This is a genomic window from Lysinibacillus sp. (genome assembly GCF_032093475.1).
GTDB lineage: Bacteria > Bacillota > Bacilli > Bacillales_A > Planococcaceae > Lysinibacillus > Lysinibacillus irui.
The window spans coordinates 1-17,021 of record NZ_DAMDAY010000101.1 but is presented as its reverse complement, the minus strand read 5'-3'; the positions used below and the strand labels follow the sequence as shown (position 1 = coordinate 17,021).

Genomic DNA, 17,021 nt, shown 5'->3' with positions numbered 1-17,021 from the left:
ACTCATTGCGATTGTATTCGTTATACTAAAACAGGTGATGAAAATGAAAAGTGTAAATTTCCAACTAGATGGAATGAATTCGATAGAAATAACGCAAATTGGGGAGGAACTATTTGAGGTACGTTTAGCATTAGATGGTAAAATTAGTATGCACTATATGACTCATGAGCAATTAGCTCAACTAGGCTGCACTTTCCATATTGAAGGAGGTATAGGTAGCTTGTTGAATAACTAAAGGTTCAAAATACCTATATAAAACTACTATTAATAGAGATGAACCCACTTGCTATCTTTCCATAGCATACTATTCCTCCAAAATAATTAAATGGAATTACTTTGAATTAAAAGGAAAATTTAATAAAAAAGCAGATAAATAAACATTTAAATAGTTAAAATTGTTTAATTTTATTTGTTGGAATGAAATTTTTGGCGGATTTTTTAATAATTGAGTAGTACTATTTTCTTTCTCGGTAGTGACAATGGTCTCTAAACAAATGTAAGGGGATTGTATATACTTACATATAGAGGGAAGGAGGAGGTAGCTTGATTCTAGTTCGGAATGACAACTTTGAAATTTCTGAAGAAAATGGCAAGGTATTTATGCTTACTTTTAGTGCCGGATTCCCATTAAAAGAATTTGATAGCATCCTACGTAGTCATCCACGACTTAAATTATCTAATTTTTCAATTTTAAAAAACGTGTTATCAACCCCAAACACAAGCCCAGTTGAAATTGGACGCTGGCTTCCGAATGTTGAAGCGGAGATCGCACGTGATAAAATGTCAGCCTCTATTTTTATATATGAAACACAAGAGTATATTCAAAATAATAAAGAAAAATTGACACAGCAAATACGAGAAACACTTGAAGAAAAAGGAATTGTTTACGGAATAGTAGACTTTGATATTTCAAAGGCTGAATCAGGAAAAGCATTTTTAATTGCTCAAGGCGAACAACCTATAGCAGGGATGGATGCACAAATTACATATTTGCCTAAACCGGAGAGAAAACCGGTCATTCGAGAAGACGGTAAAGCCGATTACTATGATATGAATTTTATTTCAGAAATTTCAGAAGGCTCGTGGCTTGGTGAAAAGATTCCTGCTACATTAGGTAAACCAGGAAAAAACGTGCTTGGTGAAGTAGTCGCTGCTGTACCTGGGAGAGATTTTCCTATTAAATACGACACAAAATCGGCCTATGAAGTGGAAGAGGACGGGAAAATCGTCATTCGCTCTAAAATTGCGGGTGTTTTAGATGATGTCAAAGGAATGATTGGTGTAAACAGACACCTTCCTATAAACGGTGATGTTGGCGTGGAAACAGGCAACCTAGAATTTAATGGTTCTCTCAGTATTAAAGGAACAGTAACAAATGGTTATACGGTTATTGCAACTGGTGATATTTCAATCGATGGTGCCGAAGGTGTAAGCGGTGCCAAATTGATTAAATCCATAGAGGGGGATGTTTATATTCGGGGAGGGATTTTTGGACTTGGTTCAACAGTAGTGGAAGCGGGTGGCAATATATTTGTTAAGCATGTCAATGAAGCGAATTTATTTGCAGGTGATAGTATTCATATTGGTTTTTATGCGCTAGGATCACAGCTTTCTGCCCATTCTATTTATGTTGATGAACGAAAAGGTAAAATCATTGGTGGGCGAGCAGTAGCAAAAAATACGATCGTCACAGCCATTTCTGGAAACCGTCTAGAACGCCGAACGGATTTAATCATTGAAAGCATCAATAAGCAAGAAAATAATTCAGTCATGCAAGAAAAAGCAGCCCAGTTAAAACAGTTGCAAGCAGAAATTTTAGCACATGAGAACAAAATGAAAAGTCTATTGCCATTTCTCAATCAGATGTCTAAAGAACAAACTGCTTCATTTGAAGAGACAAAACAAGCCTTAACCAAATTAAAAGCTGAAGCAGTGGAGTTAGATCGTGAAATTAAGCTATTAATGGATGAAATGCGCCATGTAGGGAAAGAAGAGATTGTAGTGACAAAAGAAGCACATCCAGGTACTTATATTCAAATTGGCAGAAAGTCATCGTTATTAAGCAAAATGACGAATGGTAAATTCCTGCTAGAATTTGGTGAGCTCAATGTCTAATTCTTGTATTCCTGTATTTGCACATCGAGGTGCTTCTGCTTATGCACTAGAGAATACTCTTCAAGCTTTTGAAAAGGCGATGGAGCTAGGGGCTGATGGCATTGAATTAGACATTCAATTTTCTAAAGAGGGATTACCCGTAGTGTATCACGATCCACAGCTATCAAGACTTGTGGGCAGCAATAAACTGGTGAGCGATTGTACGATGGAGGAGCTTCTACATTTTAAACTTGGCAAGCCTTGGAGACGTCTATTTTCATCGTATAAAATGCCGGCATTTGAGGCAGTTTTAGTGTGGGCAAATATGCATCAGATGCCATTGAATATTGAATTAAAATCAACCATCTTAGACAATAAGAGAGGGCTGATTAATTTCCTACAGGGGTTAGTTCTGCCAGAGGGGAGTCATTTTTCATCCTTTCACTATGAGCTTTTAGAGATTGTTAAAAAACATAGACCGGAATTTGAAACGGCCCTTATAGCCACAAAAAAAATCAAATGGGATCTTCTAGCTGATTATAAAGCAGCTGATACTGTGCATATGCATAAAAGGTACTATAAACCAAGATACTTGGAGGCTTGTGTTATAAATGAAAAAGCCTGTCGTTTTTATGCGATTGATGGCAGTGAACTATTTTTAACGAATCCACATCATGCTGTCATTGGATGGATTACGGATTATCCTGATAAAGTCATCGCAGTACAAGAACGTGTATAAAAATAGCTATCCAGTAAGTCGAGTGTGACTTATTTGGATAGCTATTTTTATTTCTTTTGGAAGCGTGGTGCTACTTTTCCATTTTTTCTGTCGCGATGTAGTAAAAATCCTGCGAAAAAACCAAAGCCTATCACGAAGAATATAACACCAACTACAAATTGTAGCCATAAAAATGGGAATGGCGAAATAAGCTTACCAAATAATGTATCACGCATAAATTTAATGCCACCTGCAGCCATAAGACCTGGAATAAGCATTACAATAAATGCAGCTAAACGGGCCATACTACCCCTCCTTATTCCTATGATTAATTGTACCTGTGGATGGTGGAATGTCAAGGAAGGTAGAAACGAATATAATATTTTCGCATAAAAACGAGGAGGGACAGAAAGTAGCATTTGTAACTGAATGTTTAGAAAATTCTTACTTAAATAAGAATATGTAATAATAGTTGCGAAATTGTGAATTTGTCAGTATTGTAAAAATAAGTGGAGCAATATTATCCATTACTAAACAATTTTTTCTTCAAGCATTGGGGTCTAAACACCTACTGAATAAGAGGGGTTCAGAGCTAGTTAAGAGATAACGCTAAGAGGAATAGATTGTTAGACAAAACATGATGGGATGGGCATTTGGGGATGCACTTTCCAAAGCAAAGGGGCGAGTTTCATGGAAATCTTCAAGTATATGGAAAAGTATGATTATGAACAATTGGTATTTTGCCAAGATGAAGCATCAGGGTTAAAAGCGGTTATCGCTATCCATGATACAACACTAGGACCAGCACTAGGTGGAGCACGAATGTGGACATATGCATCGGAAGAAAATGCTATTGAAGATGCGTTGCGTTTAGCACGAGGAATGACTTACAAAAATGCTGCAGCTGGTTTAAACCTTGGCGGTGGAAAAACGGTTATTATTGGAGACCCATTTAAAGATAAAAACGAAGAAATGTTCCGTGCGTTAGGTCGTTTCATCCAAGGATTAAATGGACGTTATATTACTGCTGAAGATGTAGGTACAACTGTTTCAGATATGGATTTAATCCATGAGGAAACAAATTATGTAACAGGAATTTCTCCTGCATTCGGTTCTTCAGGTAATCCATCACCTGTAACAGCTTATGGGGTTTACCGTGGTATGAAAGCGGCTGCAAAAGAAGCATTCGGTTCCGATTCATTAGAAGGATTAAAAATTTCTGTACAAGGTCTAGGAAATGTAGCCTACAAGCTTTGCGAGTATTTACATAATGAAGGGGCAAAACTTGTTGTAACAGATATCAATCAAGCTGCAATTGACCGAGTTGTCAATGACTTTGATGCGATGGCTGTAGCACCAGACGAAATATATGCACAGGAAGTTGATATTTTCTCACCTTGTGCTTTAGGTGCCATTTTAAATGATGAAACAATTCCACAATTAAAAGCCAAAGTAATTGCTGGTTCTGCTAATAACCAATTAAAAGATTCACGTCATGGTGACTATCTACATGAATTAGGTATTGTTTATGCGCCAGACTATGTTATCAATGCTGGTGGCGTTATTAACGTTGCAGATGAATTATATGGTTATAATCGTGAACGTGCAATGAAACGCGTGGATGGAATTTATGATAGTATTGAAAAAATCTTTGCGATTTCAAAACGAGATGGCATTCCAACATATGTGGCAGCGAATCGCTTAGCAGAGGAACGCATTGCTCGCGTAGCAAAATCTCGTAGCCAATTCTTAAAAAATGAAAAAAATATTTTACACGGTCGCTAATAGACACAGTAAAAACATTATAGAAGTCGCATTGTCGACTTCTTCTAATTTTCAACAAGAAAAAAGACCATGAATAAAGTGAAGCTAAAGTTTTTCTGTAGCAAAAACGGACGTTAAAAAATTGGCAAAGTGATTGTTAAGTAAATAGAGACTTTAGCACTTTTCTCAAAAGGGGGAATAAACATGGCTCAAAATTATGATGTTGTCATTCTAGGTGGCGGTACCGGCGGATATGTTGCAGCCATCCGAGCTGCGCAGCTAGGTTTGAAAACAGCAATTGTTGAACGTGAGCGTTTAGGTGGTACCTGCTTGCATAAAGGCTGTATTCCGAGTAAAGCCTTACTTCGAAGTGCAGAAGTATATCGAATGGCCAATAAAACGGCTAGTGAATATGGTGTCGATATTGCAGGCGTGACACTTCAATTTGACAAAGTTCAAGCTAGAAAACAAGCAATCGTAGAGCAATTAAGCCAAGGTGTGAATACACTGATGAAAAAAGGCAAAATAGATGTTTATCACGGCACAGGGCGAATTTTAGGACCATCTATTTTCTCACCAATGCCAGGCACAATTTCTGTTGAAATGTCCAATGGTGATGAGAATGAAATGCTTGTTCCTACAAATGTTGTGATCGCAACTGGCTCGAAGCCTCGAGGGATGGCCGGTTTAACAGTTGATGGGCAATACGTACTAAATTCAGATCATGCCTTAGAGTTAGCAAGCTTGCCAAAATCATTATTAATCGTCGGTGGCGGAGTAATTGGCATTGAGTGGGCATCTATGCTTTGTGATTTTGGTGTATATGTAACGGTTGTAGAATATGGTCCATCTATTTTACCTGCAGAAGATGCAGACGTTGTAAAAGAAGTGACGAAGCAACTTGAAAAACGAGGTGTTCGGATCGTTACGAATGCTCGATTAGATACTACTACCTTCAAAATTGAAAATGATAACGTTTTCATTTCGGCGAAAGTGAATGATCAGGAAGAAATATTTGAGGCGGATAAATTATTACTTTGTGTAGGACGTGAAGCGAATACGCAAGGTATCGGGTTAGAAAATACGGAAATCGAAGTTGAAAACGGCTTTATTAAAGTGAATGATTCTTATCAAACAAAGGAATCCCATATGTATGCCATTGGAGATGTCATTGGTGGCTTACAATTAGCACATGTTGCCTCTCATGAAGGTCTATCAGCCATTGAGCACATAGCGACAGGTAAAACAAAGACATTGGATGCTCTCAATGTACCGAAATGCGTTTATTCTTATCCAGAGGTTGCAAGCATTGGTTTAACAGAAGGTGCTGCAAAAGAGCATGGCCATTCTTTAAAAATCGGTAAGTTTCCGTTTAAGGCCATTGGTAAGGCTCTTGTAAATGGAGAGACTGAGGGCTTTGTCAAAATAATCGCTGATAAAGAAACAGATGATATTTTAGGTATTCATATGGTAGGACCGCATGTAACAGATTTAATTGGGGAAGCATCGTTAGCGAAATTATTGGATGCCACACCTTGGGAAATTAGTCAGGCTATTCATCCACATCCATCCTTAAATGAGGTTTTAGTGGAATCTGCTTTGGCAGTAGATGATCGTGCTATCCATTTTTAATTTTCTGAATTTCTTAGCTAAACTATCCAAAAGTGGGGATATAGGATAAGATAGTTATTTCTCTATAATACGAAAGGGGTGTTCGTATGCAAGATGTTCAAATCAAACATGAAGAATTAGGTTTGTCAAATGAAGATGTACTTGCTATGTTCGAAACAATGTTAATGGCCAGAAGATTAGATGAGCGTATGTGGTTATTAAACCGTTCTGGTAAAATTCCGTTTGTTATTTCCTGTCAAGGGCAGGAGGCCGCACAAGTAGGAGCAGCCTTTGCACTTGATAAAAACAAGGATTATATCGCACCTTATTATCGTGATATGGGTGTTGTATTACATTTTGGAATGACACCAAAAGAATTGATGTTGTCTGCTTTTGCAAAAGCAGAAGATCCAAACTCTGGTGGTCGTCAAATGCCAGGTCACTTTGGTCAAAAGAAAAATCGTATTTTAACAGGGTCATCTCCTGTTACAACGCAAGTTCCACATGCAGTTGGTGTTGCACTGGCTGGACGTCTACAAAAAGAAGATTTTGTTTCTTTCGTTACGCTTGGTGAAGGCTCATCCAATCAAGGGGACTTCCATGAAGGAGCAAACTTTGCAGGTGTTCATAAGCTACCAGTTATTATTATGGTAGAAAACAATCAATATGCTATTTCAGTACCCGTAGAACGTCAATTAGGCTGTGCCAAAGTATCTGATCGTGGAATTGGCTACGGAATGCCTGGAGTGACAGTTGATGGGAAAAATCCGTTACAAGTGTATAAAGTGGTGAAAGAAGCCGCAGACCGCGCACGTAATGGGGAAGGGCCAAGCTTAATTGAAACGGTAACATATCGTTTAACAGCCCATTCATCAGATGATGATGACCGTCAATATCGTACGGCTGAAGATATTGCTGAAGGTAAGGCTAAAGATCCGATTCTATTATTCGAAAAGTATTTAATGGATGCTGGCGTTATGACAGAAGCAATACGAACTGAAATTGAAGAGCGTGTTATGGCTGAAGTTAATGAAGCAACAGATTATGCAGAAGCGGCTCCATATGCACAACCAGAGCATGCACTTAAATATGTTTATGCACCAGTGGACGGAGGTGACGTGTAATGGCAGTAATGTCTTATATTGATGCGATTACATTGGCAATGAAGGAAGAGATGGAACGTGATGAACGTGTTTTCATTTTAGGGGAGGATGTTGGTCGTAAGGGCGGTGTATTTAAAGCAACTACGGGTCTGTATGATCAGTTTGGTGAATACCGCGTCCTTGATACACCTCTTGCAGAAAGTGCTATAGCTGGGGTAGGTATCGGGGCTGCGATGTATGGCATGCGTCCAATCGCTGAAATGCAATTTGCCGATTTCATTATGCCAGCTGTTAACCAAATCGTCTCGGAGGCAGCTAAAATTCGTTACCGTTCTAATAATGACTGGTCATGTCCAATGGTCATCCGTGCACCATTTGGCGGTGGCATTCATGGGGCGCTTTATCATTCACAATCTGTAGAAGCACTTTTTGCTGGTACACCTGGTTTGAAAATTGTCATTCCATCAACACCCTATGATGCAAAGGGCCTGCTGAAAGCAGCTATTCGTGATGAGGATCCGGTATTATTTTTCGAACATAAACGTGCGTACCGTTTAATTAAAGGTGAAGTACCATTAGACGATTACACATTACCTATTGGTAAGGCAGATGTGAAACGTGAAGGGGATGATGTAACAGTTATTACCTATGGTTTAGCTGTACATTTTGCTCTACAAGCAGCGGAACGTCTTGCTGCTGATGGTATTTCTGCTCATATTCTTGATCTACGTACTGTTTATCCACTTGATAAAGAGGCGATTATTGAAGCAGCAAGTAAAACAGGAAAAGTTTTACTTGTTACAGAGGATAATAAAGAAGGTAGTATCATGAGTGAAGTTGCAGCAATTATTGCAGAACATTGTTTATTTGAGCTTGATGCACCAATTCAACGTCTAGCAGGACCTGATGTGCCAGCTATGCCATATGCACCAACAATGGAGAAATATTTTATGATTAATCCTGAAAAAGTTGAACGTGCAATGCGAGAACTTGCGGCATTTTAGTAAATCACACAAGGCTGTTTAAAAAAATGAAAGCCTTAGACGGAAGTACAGATTTTGACTTGATCATAAAATAGTCAAAATCTGTCTTGTTGCCTATCTATGTTTTATGATTTAGCGCGACATTAGATACAATGACGCCTAGGCTTAATTGATGGGAGGAATAAAGGATGTCAGTTCAAAATATTACAATGCCTCAACTCGGTGAAAGTGTAACAGAAGGTACAATTGAAAAATGGCTTGTAAAGCCTGGAGATACAGTTAAAAAATATGATCCACTAGCAGAGGTCGTAACAGATAAGGTAAATGCAGAAATCCCATCCTCATTTGAAGGGGTTATTACGGAGCTTATCGCGCAAGAAGGTCAAACATTACCAGTTGGAGCCGTCGTATGCTCTATTGAAATAGCAGGGGAAGGTGAATTACCACCACCGCCTCAAGAAAAAAAATCTTCAGTAAGCTCAGCTATTTTAAATGCAGGGGTTCAAAAGAAGCAGGAGGCACCTCAACCAGCTCCTACGCCTTCAGCTACGCCAAAAGAAGTACGCAAGGATAAAGTGCGCTACTCACCAGCTGTTCTTCGTCTTGCCCAGGAGCATGATATTGCACTCGATCAAGTAACAGGAACAGGCGAGGGTGGTCGTATTACAAGAAAAGATCTGCTTAAGCTCATTGAAACTGGCAATATTCCAACAGCAAATGATGTCGTGCCAGCACCATCAGCTGTTCAAACAACATCAGATGCTACTGTAGCACCAGCTCAGCAGCAACAAGCAGAAAAACCAGCAGCACCAGCACAACCTGTTCACCCAGGAGATATTGAAATTCCAGTGACGAAAGTGCGCCGTGCCATTGCAAATAATATGGTAAGAAGCGTTCATGAAGCGCCACATGCTTGGATGATGATGGAAGTGGATGTAACAGATTTAGTAGCTTACCGTGATAGCTTAAAGAATGAATTTAAGCAAAAAGAAGGCTTTAATCTTACATATTTCGCCTTCTTTGTAAAAGCAGTTGCTCAAGCCTTGAAGGAGTTCCCAATGTTGAATTCGATGTGGGCAGAAGATAAAATTATCCAAAAGCATGACATCAATATCTCGATTGCGGTAGCGACAGATGATGCCTTATTTGTCCCTGTTATAAAACACGCTGATGAGAAATCCATTAAAGGAATTGCTAAAGAAATCCATGAGCTTGCAATAAAAGTTCGTACAGGAAAATTGGCAATGGATGACATCACAGGTGGTACATTTACAGTTAATAATACGGGAGCATTTGGCTCAGTTCAATCAATGGGTATTATCAATTACCCACAAGCAGCAATTTTACAAGTGGAAAGTATTGTAAAGAAACCAGTTGTTTTACCAGGTGGAATGTTTGCTGCTCGTGATATTGTGAATTTATGTTTATCATTAGATCATCGAGTACTTGATGGACTTGTATGTGGCAAATTCCTAAATAGAGTAAAAGAAATACTCGAAAATACGAATAAATCTTCAACGTCAGTCTACTGATGACTCGTCGGAAACCTGCTGTATAAAGGTTTCCGATTTTTTTTATGCTTTTCGAGTCGCTATTTGTCATGTAGAATAACAAATAGAAACTACTAAGGGGGGAAGCTGATTAGCGTCCGCATGTCAAACAACATGAAAAATATTGAATTTGAAATACCAGCCTATTCAGACTGGCAAGATGCAGCAATCAAAGCTTTAAAAGGGAAACCATTTGAGTCACTATTTACGAAAACAAATGAAGGTGTTACACTACAGCCACTTTACACACAAGAAAGCTTAGTAGCAAAGCTTGGCGAAGAGCTTGATTTACAAGTTGCCACAATCCGTTCACAACAAAATAATCAAGTTTTTCAGGTGGCACAGCAAATTCATGCTGATACAAGTGAAGCTTTTTTTGCTCAACTTGAAGATAGTTTAGCACGAGGCAATGAAATTATTACGATTGATAGCCGTGTGAATTTTGTTTGGACAGAAGAAGTATTGGTCAAATTAGCATCATATTTCTCTGAATATTCATTTAAAATTACTATTCAAAATTCAAAAGACCCATTATTAGCAGTATTCGATCATATAGTAGAGGATCAACGAGAGGCAGTTAAAGGATTCATTGTTTCGAAAGATCCTATTTCTTTAGGTGCTTTTCCGAGCGTGCGCTCAGTCAGTGCAGATACAACTGTTTATCATAATGAAGGTGCCAATGCAGTACAAGAATTAGCCTATGCACTTGCATTAGCAGCAAAATTTGCCGAGCAGGAAGATAGCTTTGAAGCCTTTTCGAAGAAGTTTTTTGTCTCGTTTGCTATTGATACACAATTCTTTACGGAGATTGCAAAACTTCGTGCTTTTAAAGTACTTTGGAAAGCGTTCTCATCTGCTTATGGTGTGTCAAACAATGTAAAAATCCCAACAGTTGCCGAGACATCGTTAAGAAGCTTTTCTAAATTAGATGTTTATGTCAATTTATTGCGTTCTTCAAATGAAGCGCTTTCGGGATTAATCGGTGGTGCCGACCTCTTTACTGTTCATCCACATGATGTATTAACGAAGCCTACGGAGCAATCTATTCGTATTGCCCGTAATGTATCATTAATTTTAAAAGAAGAAACAAATGTCCTGAAAGTAACTGATCCTGCAGGCGGTTCTTATTTCATTGAGTCGTTAACAGCGGACTTTGTGAAAGAAGCATGGGCATTATTTTTAGAAATTGAGGCAGCCGGTGGAATTGATGAATACACAGCATCTGGTAAGCTGGCAGAGGAAATAGAAAAATCCTATCGAACTCGTATAAATGCTGCAGAAACACGCAAGCAATCATTAATTGGAACAAACATTTATGCTAATCCAGCCGATGCCCTTGAACAGGAAACAAATCCATTATTTGCCGACATTAAGCGTATCGCCATTCCATTTGAAAATCTGCGTGGAAAAATGACAGCAGCCCATGTCCAAACAGGCATTCTAGCAATAGGTACATTAAAAAGCGCTAAGCCACGTGCCGATTTTGTAGCTGGTTTCTTAAATACGGTTGGCCTAGTTCCCGAAAAAAGCGAGCCAGTAACAACTGTTGAAGAGGCAGTAGCATGGCTAAAGGCAACAGAGGCTAGATATGTGGTGATTGCAGGTAATGATGAAGATACAAAAGAGCTTGTACCAGCCATTTTAGCTAATAAACCAGCAGATGTGATAGTAGATGTTGCTGGTAAATTTAAAGACGAAGAAGAAGCATGGTTAGCAAATGGCTTAAACGGCTTTATTTTCGCAGGACAGAATATCATTGAAAAATTACAGTCTGTGTTCGCGAGCATGAAGGAGGTCCAACGATGAGCAAGCCAAATTTTAATGCAGTAGAAATAGAAAAAGTTTTAACAACTGAAGCACCTCAAGCGTCTGAAGACAAATTTATGACGAATGAAGGAATTGAAATTAAAGATATCTATACAAAAGAAGATATTAAGGAAGCTAAACATTTAAACGACGTAGCTGGTATTGCACCTAATACACGTGGTCCATACCCTACCATGTATGTAGCTCGTCCGTGGACAGTTCGACAATATGCAGGTTTTTCAACTGCTGAAGAATCTAATGCCTTTTACAAACGAAACTTGGCAATGGGGCAAAAAGGGCTTTCTGTAGCATTCGACTTAGCAACACACCGAGGCTATGACTCAGATCATCCACGTGTAACGGGGGATGTAGGGAAAGCTGGTGTAGCTATCGATTCTGTTGAGGATATGAAAATCCTTTTCGATCAAATACCGTTAGACCAAATGTCCGTTTCTATGACAATGAATGGAGCAGTATTACCAGTTCTTGCATTCTATATTGTAGCAGCGGAAGAGCAAGGGGTAACTCCAGAGAAATTAGCAGGTACGATTCAAAACGATATTTTAAAAGAATACATGGTGCGTAATACATATATTTACCCACCAGCTATGTCGATGAAAATTATTGCAGATATTTTTGAATATACAGCAAAGTATATGCCTAAATTTAACTCTATTTCGATTTCTGGTTACCATATTCAAGAAGCAGGCGCAACGAATGACATTGAGCTTGCATATACATTAGCAGATGGCTTGGAATATGTACGTACAGGGTTAAAAGCAGGGATTGATATTGATGCATTTGCACCTCGACTATCGTTCTTCTGGGCAATTGGCATGAACTATTACATGGAAGTTGCTAAAATGCGCGCAGCACGTCGTATTTGGGCACAGATGATGTCAACGTTTAATCCAAAAAATCCAAAAACATTAGCATTGCGAACACATTCACAAACATCTGGTTGGTCTTTAACCGAGCAAGATCCATTTAATAATGTTGCACGTACGCTAATCGAAGCGAATGCTTCTGCGATGGGGCATACACAATCTCTTCATACGAACGCACTAGATGAAGCAATTGCTCTTCCAACCGATTTCTCTGCCCGTATCGCTCGTAATACTCAGCTATTTTTACAAGAAGAAACAGCGATGACGAAAGTGATTGATCCGTGGGGTGGTTCATACTACGTCGAGAAATTAACAGACGAAATCACAAAATCCGCTTGGGCACTAATCGAAGAAATTGAAGCCCTTGGCGGAATGGCCAAAGCAATAGAAACTGGACTTCCAAAAATGAAAGTCGAGGAAGCCGCGGCTAAACGTCAGGCGAAAATCGACTCTAAAACGGAAACCATTGTCGGGGTAAATAAATATCGTTTAGCAAAAGAAGAGCCAATTGATATTCTCGATATCGATAATACAATTGTACGCCAAAAGCAAATTGAACGTTTAGAAGCAATGAAGGCAGCTCGAGATGAAGCGGAAGTGCAAAAACATTTAGCTCGTTTAACGAAAGCTGCTCAAGATGGGGAAGAAAACTTACTTGCTGTAGCAGTGGATGCAGCGCGTGCACGTGCCTCTTTAGGTGAAATTTCTGATGCCATCGAAGCGGTTTCTGGACGTCATAAGGCCGTAATTCGCTCTATTTCTGGTGTTTACTCTGCAAACTTCTCTGATGAGGAGCAAATTGCAGAAGTAAAACAAATGACAGAAGAATTCCTTGAAAATGAAGGTCGTCGTCCACGTATTTTAGTAGCCAAAATGGGACAAGATGGACATGACCGTGGTGCTAAAGTTGTTGCAACAGGCTATGCTGATTTAGGCTTTGATGTGGATATTTCACCATTATTTATGACACCAGCCGAGGCAGCTCAAATGGCTGTTGAAAATGATGTTCATGTCATTGGGGTATCATCTCTAGCAGCAGGTCATAAAACATTGGTCCCTGAATTGGTTGCAGAGCTTGAAAAATTAGGACGCGGAGATATTATCATTATCGTTGGCGGTGTTATTCCAGCGCAAGATTATGAATTCCTTTATAATGCCGGCGCAGTAGCTATTTTTGGACCAGGTACAGTAATTCCTGTATCCGCACAAAAAATTATAGAAGAAATCTACAAACGTTTAGGCTATGAGGAAGTGTCTGAATAATGGACAAAAATAAAGAAATGGAAGACAGTGCGCTATTTGTCATGGACGGAGTCGAGGCAACTCACGACGGTATGCAATATGGTACACCGAAAAAATTCCGAAAGAAAAAGGCCGACAATTTGAATATACGAGAGCTTGCACAACAGGTACGTGCGGGCTCTCGCACCCATTTGTCAAAAGCCATTACCCTCATAGAAAGCTCTAATGCAACCCATAAAGTGCAAGCACAAGAGCTATTACAGGAGCTGCTCCCGCATACAGGGAATAGTATTCGAATAGGCATTACAGGTGTTCCAGGAGCAGGGAAGAGTTCCTTCATTGAAGCTTTCGGAACAATGCTTTGTGAAATGGGGAAACGAGTTGCTGTCCTTGCGATTGATCCAAGCTCTTCATTATCCGGAGGAAGTATTCTTGGGGATAAAACGCGCATGGAGGAGCTCGTCAAGAAGCCTACTGCATTTGTCCGTCCATCCCCATCAGCAGGTACCCTAGGGGGTGTTCATAAAAAGACACGTGAAACAATGTTAGTTTGTGAAGCGGCTGGCTATGATGTGATCTTAATTGAGACCGTTGGTGTTGGGCAAAGTGAAACCTATGTCCGTGGGATGGTTGATTTCTTCCTATTACTCGTTTTAACAGGGGCTGGCGATGAGCTGCAAGGCATGAAAAAAGGAATCATGGAATTAGCGGATGCCATTATCGTGCATAAAGCGGATGGTGATAATGTTCGTTTAGCCAAAAAAACAGTTGCAGAGTATAAGCAAATTTTACATTTTTTACAGCCTGCCACACCTGGTTGGATGTCAACATCGATGCCAGTGAGTTCACTAGAAAAACGGGGACTTGATAAGGTTTGGGCGACAATTGAACAATTCAAACAAATTGTGGAAGACAATCAATATTGGGCTACTCGACGTCAAAATCAAACAAAAGAGTGGTTCCAAACTATGATTACTGATCATCTAATTGATTTATTTTATGGGAATCCACAGCGAAAAGCCCATGTACAGCTGCTTGAACGCCAAATTTTAAGCGGACAATTGACAGTCACACAGGGTGTTGATCGTTTATTTAGCGAAGAGCAGGAAGACAAGTAAACTAGTCATATTGAAATCTTAGTAAAATCAAGTGATTTGTGTTGAGCAAGAAGGTGCACAAATTCTTTGCAAACTGCTATGATAAGAGATGTATGAGCGTCAAATACCAACTATATAAAATAAAGCTAAAATGACGCCGACTTGAAAGGAGCTATCGCTATATGAATATGGATTACGATTTATTTATGCAGGAAATTTTAAAAACAGCACGTGCTGAAATTGAGGCAGCTGGTTACGAACAACTTAAAACACCAGAAGCTGTTGAAGAGGCGTTTGCTCGCCCAGGTACTACATTAGTTATGGTTAACTCAGTATGTGGTTGTGCGGGTGGTATTGCTCGTCCAGCAGCTGCACAATGCGTACATTACGATAAACGCCCAGATCATTTAGTAACAGTATTTGCAGGGCAAGATAAAGAAGCTACTGCAGCAGCACGTTATCATTTCGGGGAAGATCACTTACCTTCTTCACCATCATTCGTGCTTTTAAAGGATGGACAAGTAGTAGCCGAAGTTGGTCGCTATGAAATCGAAGGGCATGACCCAATGTCAGTTGTAACAAATTTACAAGCTAACTTTGAAGAATACTGTGACGAACTGTAATTCTATTCTTGTATAAGAAAAATCATTAAATGTAAGTAGAATAGCCACATAGATAACTTTATCTATGTAGGCTACCTACTTATCTCCATATATAGTGAGTTCCGTTATTATTAAAATTTTTGTAATATTGGCTAAATGATTAGCTATATGAGTGAAGAGTACTAAAGGATGGGAGGCAGTCGGCCTGAAGAAGTTTTCAATCGGCTATCGAACGTTAAAAACAGCAATCGGTGCAGCAATTGCAATTGCCATTGCTCAATATTTTGATTTAGCCTCGTATGCATCTGCTGGTATTCTAACCATATTATGTGTGCAGCCTACGAAAAAGAAATCCATTTATGCAGCATATACACGATTGGTCTCAAGTATTATTGCGATGATTTTTGCTTTTGTGAGCTTTGAGCTTTTTGCTTATCATCCACTTACATTAGCGGGTATGTTAATACTGTTTATACCAACCATCGTGTCGTTAAAAGTTGCAGACGGATTTATTTCCAGTGTCGTCATTATTATGCATATATACGCTGCTGAAGGTTTTTCGCTGGCACTTGTTTATAATGAATTAGCATTAATGGCTATCGGTTATGGAACGGGAATTGCCATTAATATGTATATGCCAGACATTCAAAAGGAATTAAATTACTATAGAGTTAAAATTGAGGAGCTTTATAGTAAGATTTTTATAGAAATTGCAAGCTATTTACGACAAGGAGATATGCTGTGGGATGGGCATGAAATCATAGAAGCGATAAAAACATTAGATGATGCCAAGTCTTTAGCATTTAAAGATGTTGAAAATCATTTTATGAGACGAAAAAATGATTACTACAAGTATTTTGATATGCGTGAGCGGCAGTTAGAAATTATTGAAAGAGTACTTCCAAAAATTACAACATTACCTGTTATAGTACAAGAGGCTGAAATTGTGGCAGATTTTTTACAAGACCTTGGTGAGCATGTTCACTCTGGAAATACAGCGCGACATTATCGAGAAAAGTTAGAGCAGGTTAAACATGATTTTTCACAGTTACCTTTACCACAAAATCATGAGCAATTTATCGCCCAGGCAGCCCTCTATCAGTTTATAGAGGAAATGGACAGGTATTTAGAAATAAAGCAATCATTTAAGGGTTTAAAGGTCAAAAAAGAGCGCCCACAGTAGTGTGGACGCTTGTGCCTTGCCTTAAACTAGCATAGATAATCCGAATGCTAGAGATGAGATTAGCATAATCGCTATCATGCTATAAACAACAATTTTTTGAAACTTTTTATTACTCATATGCTCGTTCGCTCCTTCTTTTCTTATAAATAGTTTAGCAAATCTGAAAAATTTCTCAAGTAGTAGAGTTTTGACAAAAAAGTCTGTAAAATAGAGTATGTACCATAACAGAAGGAGATGTCACCATGGAGAAAGTAGACCATATTGGGATTGCGGTGCGCGATCTTGATGAACGCATTACATATTATACAGAAACTTTAGGTTTAAAGTTGTTGAAAGTAGAAGAAGTAGAATCTCAACAGGTTCGTGTGGCATTTATCGACG

16 protein-coding genes are annotated in these 17,021 nt (G+C 39.0%); 14 read left to right on the top strand and 2 right to left on the bottom strand.

Annotated elements, in window-relative coordinates; all coding sequences use genetic code 11:
* The 3 genes from RT445_RS18070 to RT445_RS18060 form a co-directional block, all read left to right on the top strand.
* On the top strand, positions 1 to 235 hold a 235-nt coding region (locus RT445_RS18070), incomplete at its 5' end, for a hypothetical protein (protein WP_313471157.1).
* Positions 236 to 543: 308 nt separating this feature from the next.
* Positions 544 to 2,115 carry a flagellar assembly protein A gene (locus RT445_RS18065; protein ID WP_274793614.1) on the top strand — a complete coding sequence of 524 codons (1,572 nt, stop codon included), beginning with the start codon at positions 544 to 546 and terminating at the stop codon, positions 2,113 to 2,115.
* Positions 2,108 to 2,833, top strand: coding sequence for a glycerophosphodiester phosphodiesterase (locus RT445_RS18060; protein ID WP_274793613.1), 726 nt, complete (start codon positions 2,108 to 2,110; stop codon positions 2,831 to 2,833). Before RT445_RS18065 ends, RT445_RS18060 begins: the two co-directional genes overlap by 8 nt.
* 47 nt (positions 2,834 to 2,880) lie before the next feature.
* Here RT445_RS18060 and RT445_RS18055 read toward each other — a convergent pair whose 3' ends face one another.
* The gene (locus RT445_RS18055) at positions 2,881 to 3,117 is read right to left on the bottom strand and encodes a DUF2627 domain-containing protein (RefSeq protein WP_004231186.1); all 237 of its coding nucleotides are present in this window, start codon (positions 3,115 to 3,117) and stop codon (positions 2,881 to 2,883) included.
* A gap of 385 nt (positions 3,118 to 3,502) precedes the next feature.
* Between RT445_RS18055 and RT445_RS18050 the strand changes: the two genes are divergently transcribed.
* The 10 genes from RT445_RS18050 to RT445_RS18005 all read left to right on the top strand — a co-directional run bounded on the left by RT445_RS18050 (position 3,503) and on the right by RT445_RS18005 (position 16,640).
* A complete protein-coding gene (locus tag RT445_RS18050) occupies positions 3,503 to 4,597 on the top strand; it encodes a Leu/Phe/Val dehydrogenase (RefSeq protein ID WP_274793612.1) in 1,095 nt (364 codons plus the stop codon).
* 183 nt (positions 4,598 to 4,780) lie between these two features.
* Complete coding sequence (gene lpdA, locus RT445_RS18045) at positions 4,781 to 6,208, top strand: dihydrolipoyl dehydrogenase (RefSeq protein WP_274793611.1); 1,428 nt, start codon at positions 4,781 to 4,783, stop codon at positions 6,206 to 6,208.
* A gap of 86 nt (positions 6,209 to 6,294) precedes the next feature.
* Positions 6,295 to 7,311: a thiamine pyrophosphate-dependent dehydrogenase E1 component subunit alpha gene (locus RT445_RS18040; protein WP_274793610.1), complete on the top strand. Its 1,017-nt coding sequence runs from the start codon at positions 6,295 to 6,297 to the stop codon at positions 7,309 to 7,311.
* Positions 7,311 to 8,294: an alpha-ketoacid dehydrogenase subunit beta gene (locus tag RT445_RS18035; protein WP_274793609.1), complete on the top strand. Its 984-nt coding sequence runs from the start codon at positions 7,311 to 7,313 to the stop codon at positions 8,292 to 8,294. Before RT445_RS18040 ends, RT445_RS18035 begins: the two co-directional genes overlap by 1 nt.
* A 167-nt stretch (positions 8,295 to 8,461) precedes the next feature.
* Complete coding sequence (locus RT445_RS18030) at positions 8,462 to 9,805, top strand: dihydrolipoamide acetyltransferase family protein (RefSeq protein ID WP_274793608.1); 1,344 nt, start codon at positions 8,462 to 8,464, stop codon at positions 9,803 to 9,805.
* Between the two features lie 120 nt (positions 9,806 to 9,925).
* Positions 9,926 to 11,629, top strand: coding sequence for a methylmalonyl-CoA mutase family protein (locus RT445_RS18025; protein WP_274793607.1), 1,704 nt, complete (start codon positions 9,926 to 9,928; stop codon positions 11,627 to 11,629).
* Positions 11,626 to 13,779, top strand: a complete 2,154-nt coding sequence (gene scpA, locus RT445_RS18020; RefSeq protein WP_274793606.1) for a methylmalonyl-CoA mutase — start codon at positions 11,626 to 11,628, stop codon at positions 13,777 to 13,779. The genes RT445_RS18025 and scpA overlap by 4 nt, the downstream gene beginning before the upstream one ends.
* A complete protein-coding gene (meaB, locus tag RT445_RS18015) occupies positions 13,779 to 14,876 on the top strand; it encodes a methylmalonyl Co-A mutase-associated GTPase MeaB (RefSeq protein ID WP_274793605.1) in 1,098 nt (365 codons plus the stop codon). Before scpA ends, meaB begins: the two co-directional genes overlap by 1 nt.
* Before the next feature lie 161 nt (positions 14,877 to 15,037).
* Complete coding sequence (locus RT445_RS18010; protein WP_274793604.1) at positions 15,038 to 15,478, top strand: BrxA/BrxB family bacilliredoxin; 441 nt, start codon at positions 15,038 to 15,040, stop codon at positions 15,476 to 15,478.
* A 151-nt stretch (positions 15,479 to 15,629) separates the two neighbouring features.
* Positions 15,630 to 16,640: an aromatic acid exporter family protein gene (locus RT445_RS18005; protein WP_274793603.1), complete on the top strand. Its 1,011-nt coding sequence runs from the start codon at positions 15,630 to 15,632 to the stop codon at positions 16,638 to 16,640.
* Positions 16,641 to 16,661: 21 nt separating this feature from the next.
* Here RT445_RS18005 and prli42 read toward each other — a convergent pair whose 3' ends face one another.
* Positions 16,662 to 16,757 carry a stressosome-associated protein Prli42 gene (prli42, locus tag RT445_RS18000; RefSeq protein WP_155273190.1) on the bottom strand — a complete coding sequence of 32 codons (96 nt, stop codon included), beginning with the start codon at positions 16,755 to 16,757 and terminating at the stop codon, positions 16,662 to 16,664.
* Positions 16,758 to 16,882: 125 nt separating this feature from the next.
* Here prli42 and RT445_RS17995 point away from each other — a divergent pair.
* Positions 16,883 to 17,021: VOC family protein (locus tag RT445_RS17995; protein WP_313471159.1), on the top strand; the 139-nt coding region annotated here is incomplete at its 3' end.

Coding starts and splice junctions, on each gene's coding strand:
- RT445_RS18060 (WP_274793613.1), top strand. CDS start 2,108: ATGTCTAATTCTTGTATTCCTGTATTTGCACATCGAGGTGCTTCTGCT.
- RT445_RS18055 (WP_004231186.1), bottom strand. CDS start 3,117: ATGGCCCGTTTAGCTGCATTTATTGTAATGCTTATTCCAGGTCTTATG.
- RT445_RS18050 (WP_274793612.1), top strand. CDS start 3,503: ATGGAAATCTTCAAGTATATGGAAAAGTATGATTATGAACAATTGGTA.
- lpdA (WP_274793611.1), top strand. CDS start 4,781: ATGGCTCAAAATTATGATGTTGTCATTCTAGGTGGCGGTACCGGCGGA.
- RT445_RS18040 (WP_274793610.1), top strand. CDS start 6,295: ATGCAAGATGTTCAAATCAAACATGAAGAATTAGGTTTGTCAAATGAA.
- RT445_RS18035 (WP_274793609.1), top strand. CDS start 7,311: ATGGCAGTAATGTCTTATATTGATGCGATTACATTGGCAATGAAGGAA.
- RT445_RS18030 (WP_274793608.1), top strand. CDS start 8,462: ATGTCAGTTCAAAATATTACAATGCCTCAACTCGGTGAAAGTGTAACA.
- RT445_RS18025 (WP_274793607.1), top strand. CDS start 9,926: ATGTCAAACAACATGAAAAATATTGAATTTGAAATACCAGCCTATTCA.
- scpA (WP_274793606.1), top strand. CDS start 11,626: ATGAGCAAGCCAAATTTTAATGCAGTAGAAATAGAAAAAGTTTTAACA.
- meaB (WP_274793605.1), top strand. CDS start 13,779: ATGGACAAAAATAAAGAAATGGAAGACAGTGCGCTATTTGTCATGGAC.
- RT445_RS18010 (WP_274793604.1), top strand. CDS start 15,038: ATGAATATGGATTACGATTTATTTATGCAGGAAATTTTAAAAACAGCA.
- prli42 (WP_155273190.1), bottom strand. CDS start 16,757: ATGAGTAATAAAAAGTTTCAAAAAATTGTTGTTTATAGCATGATAGCG.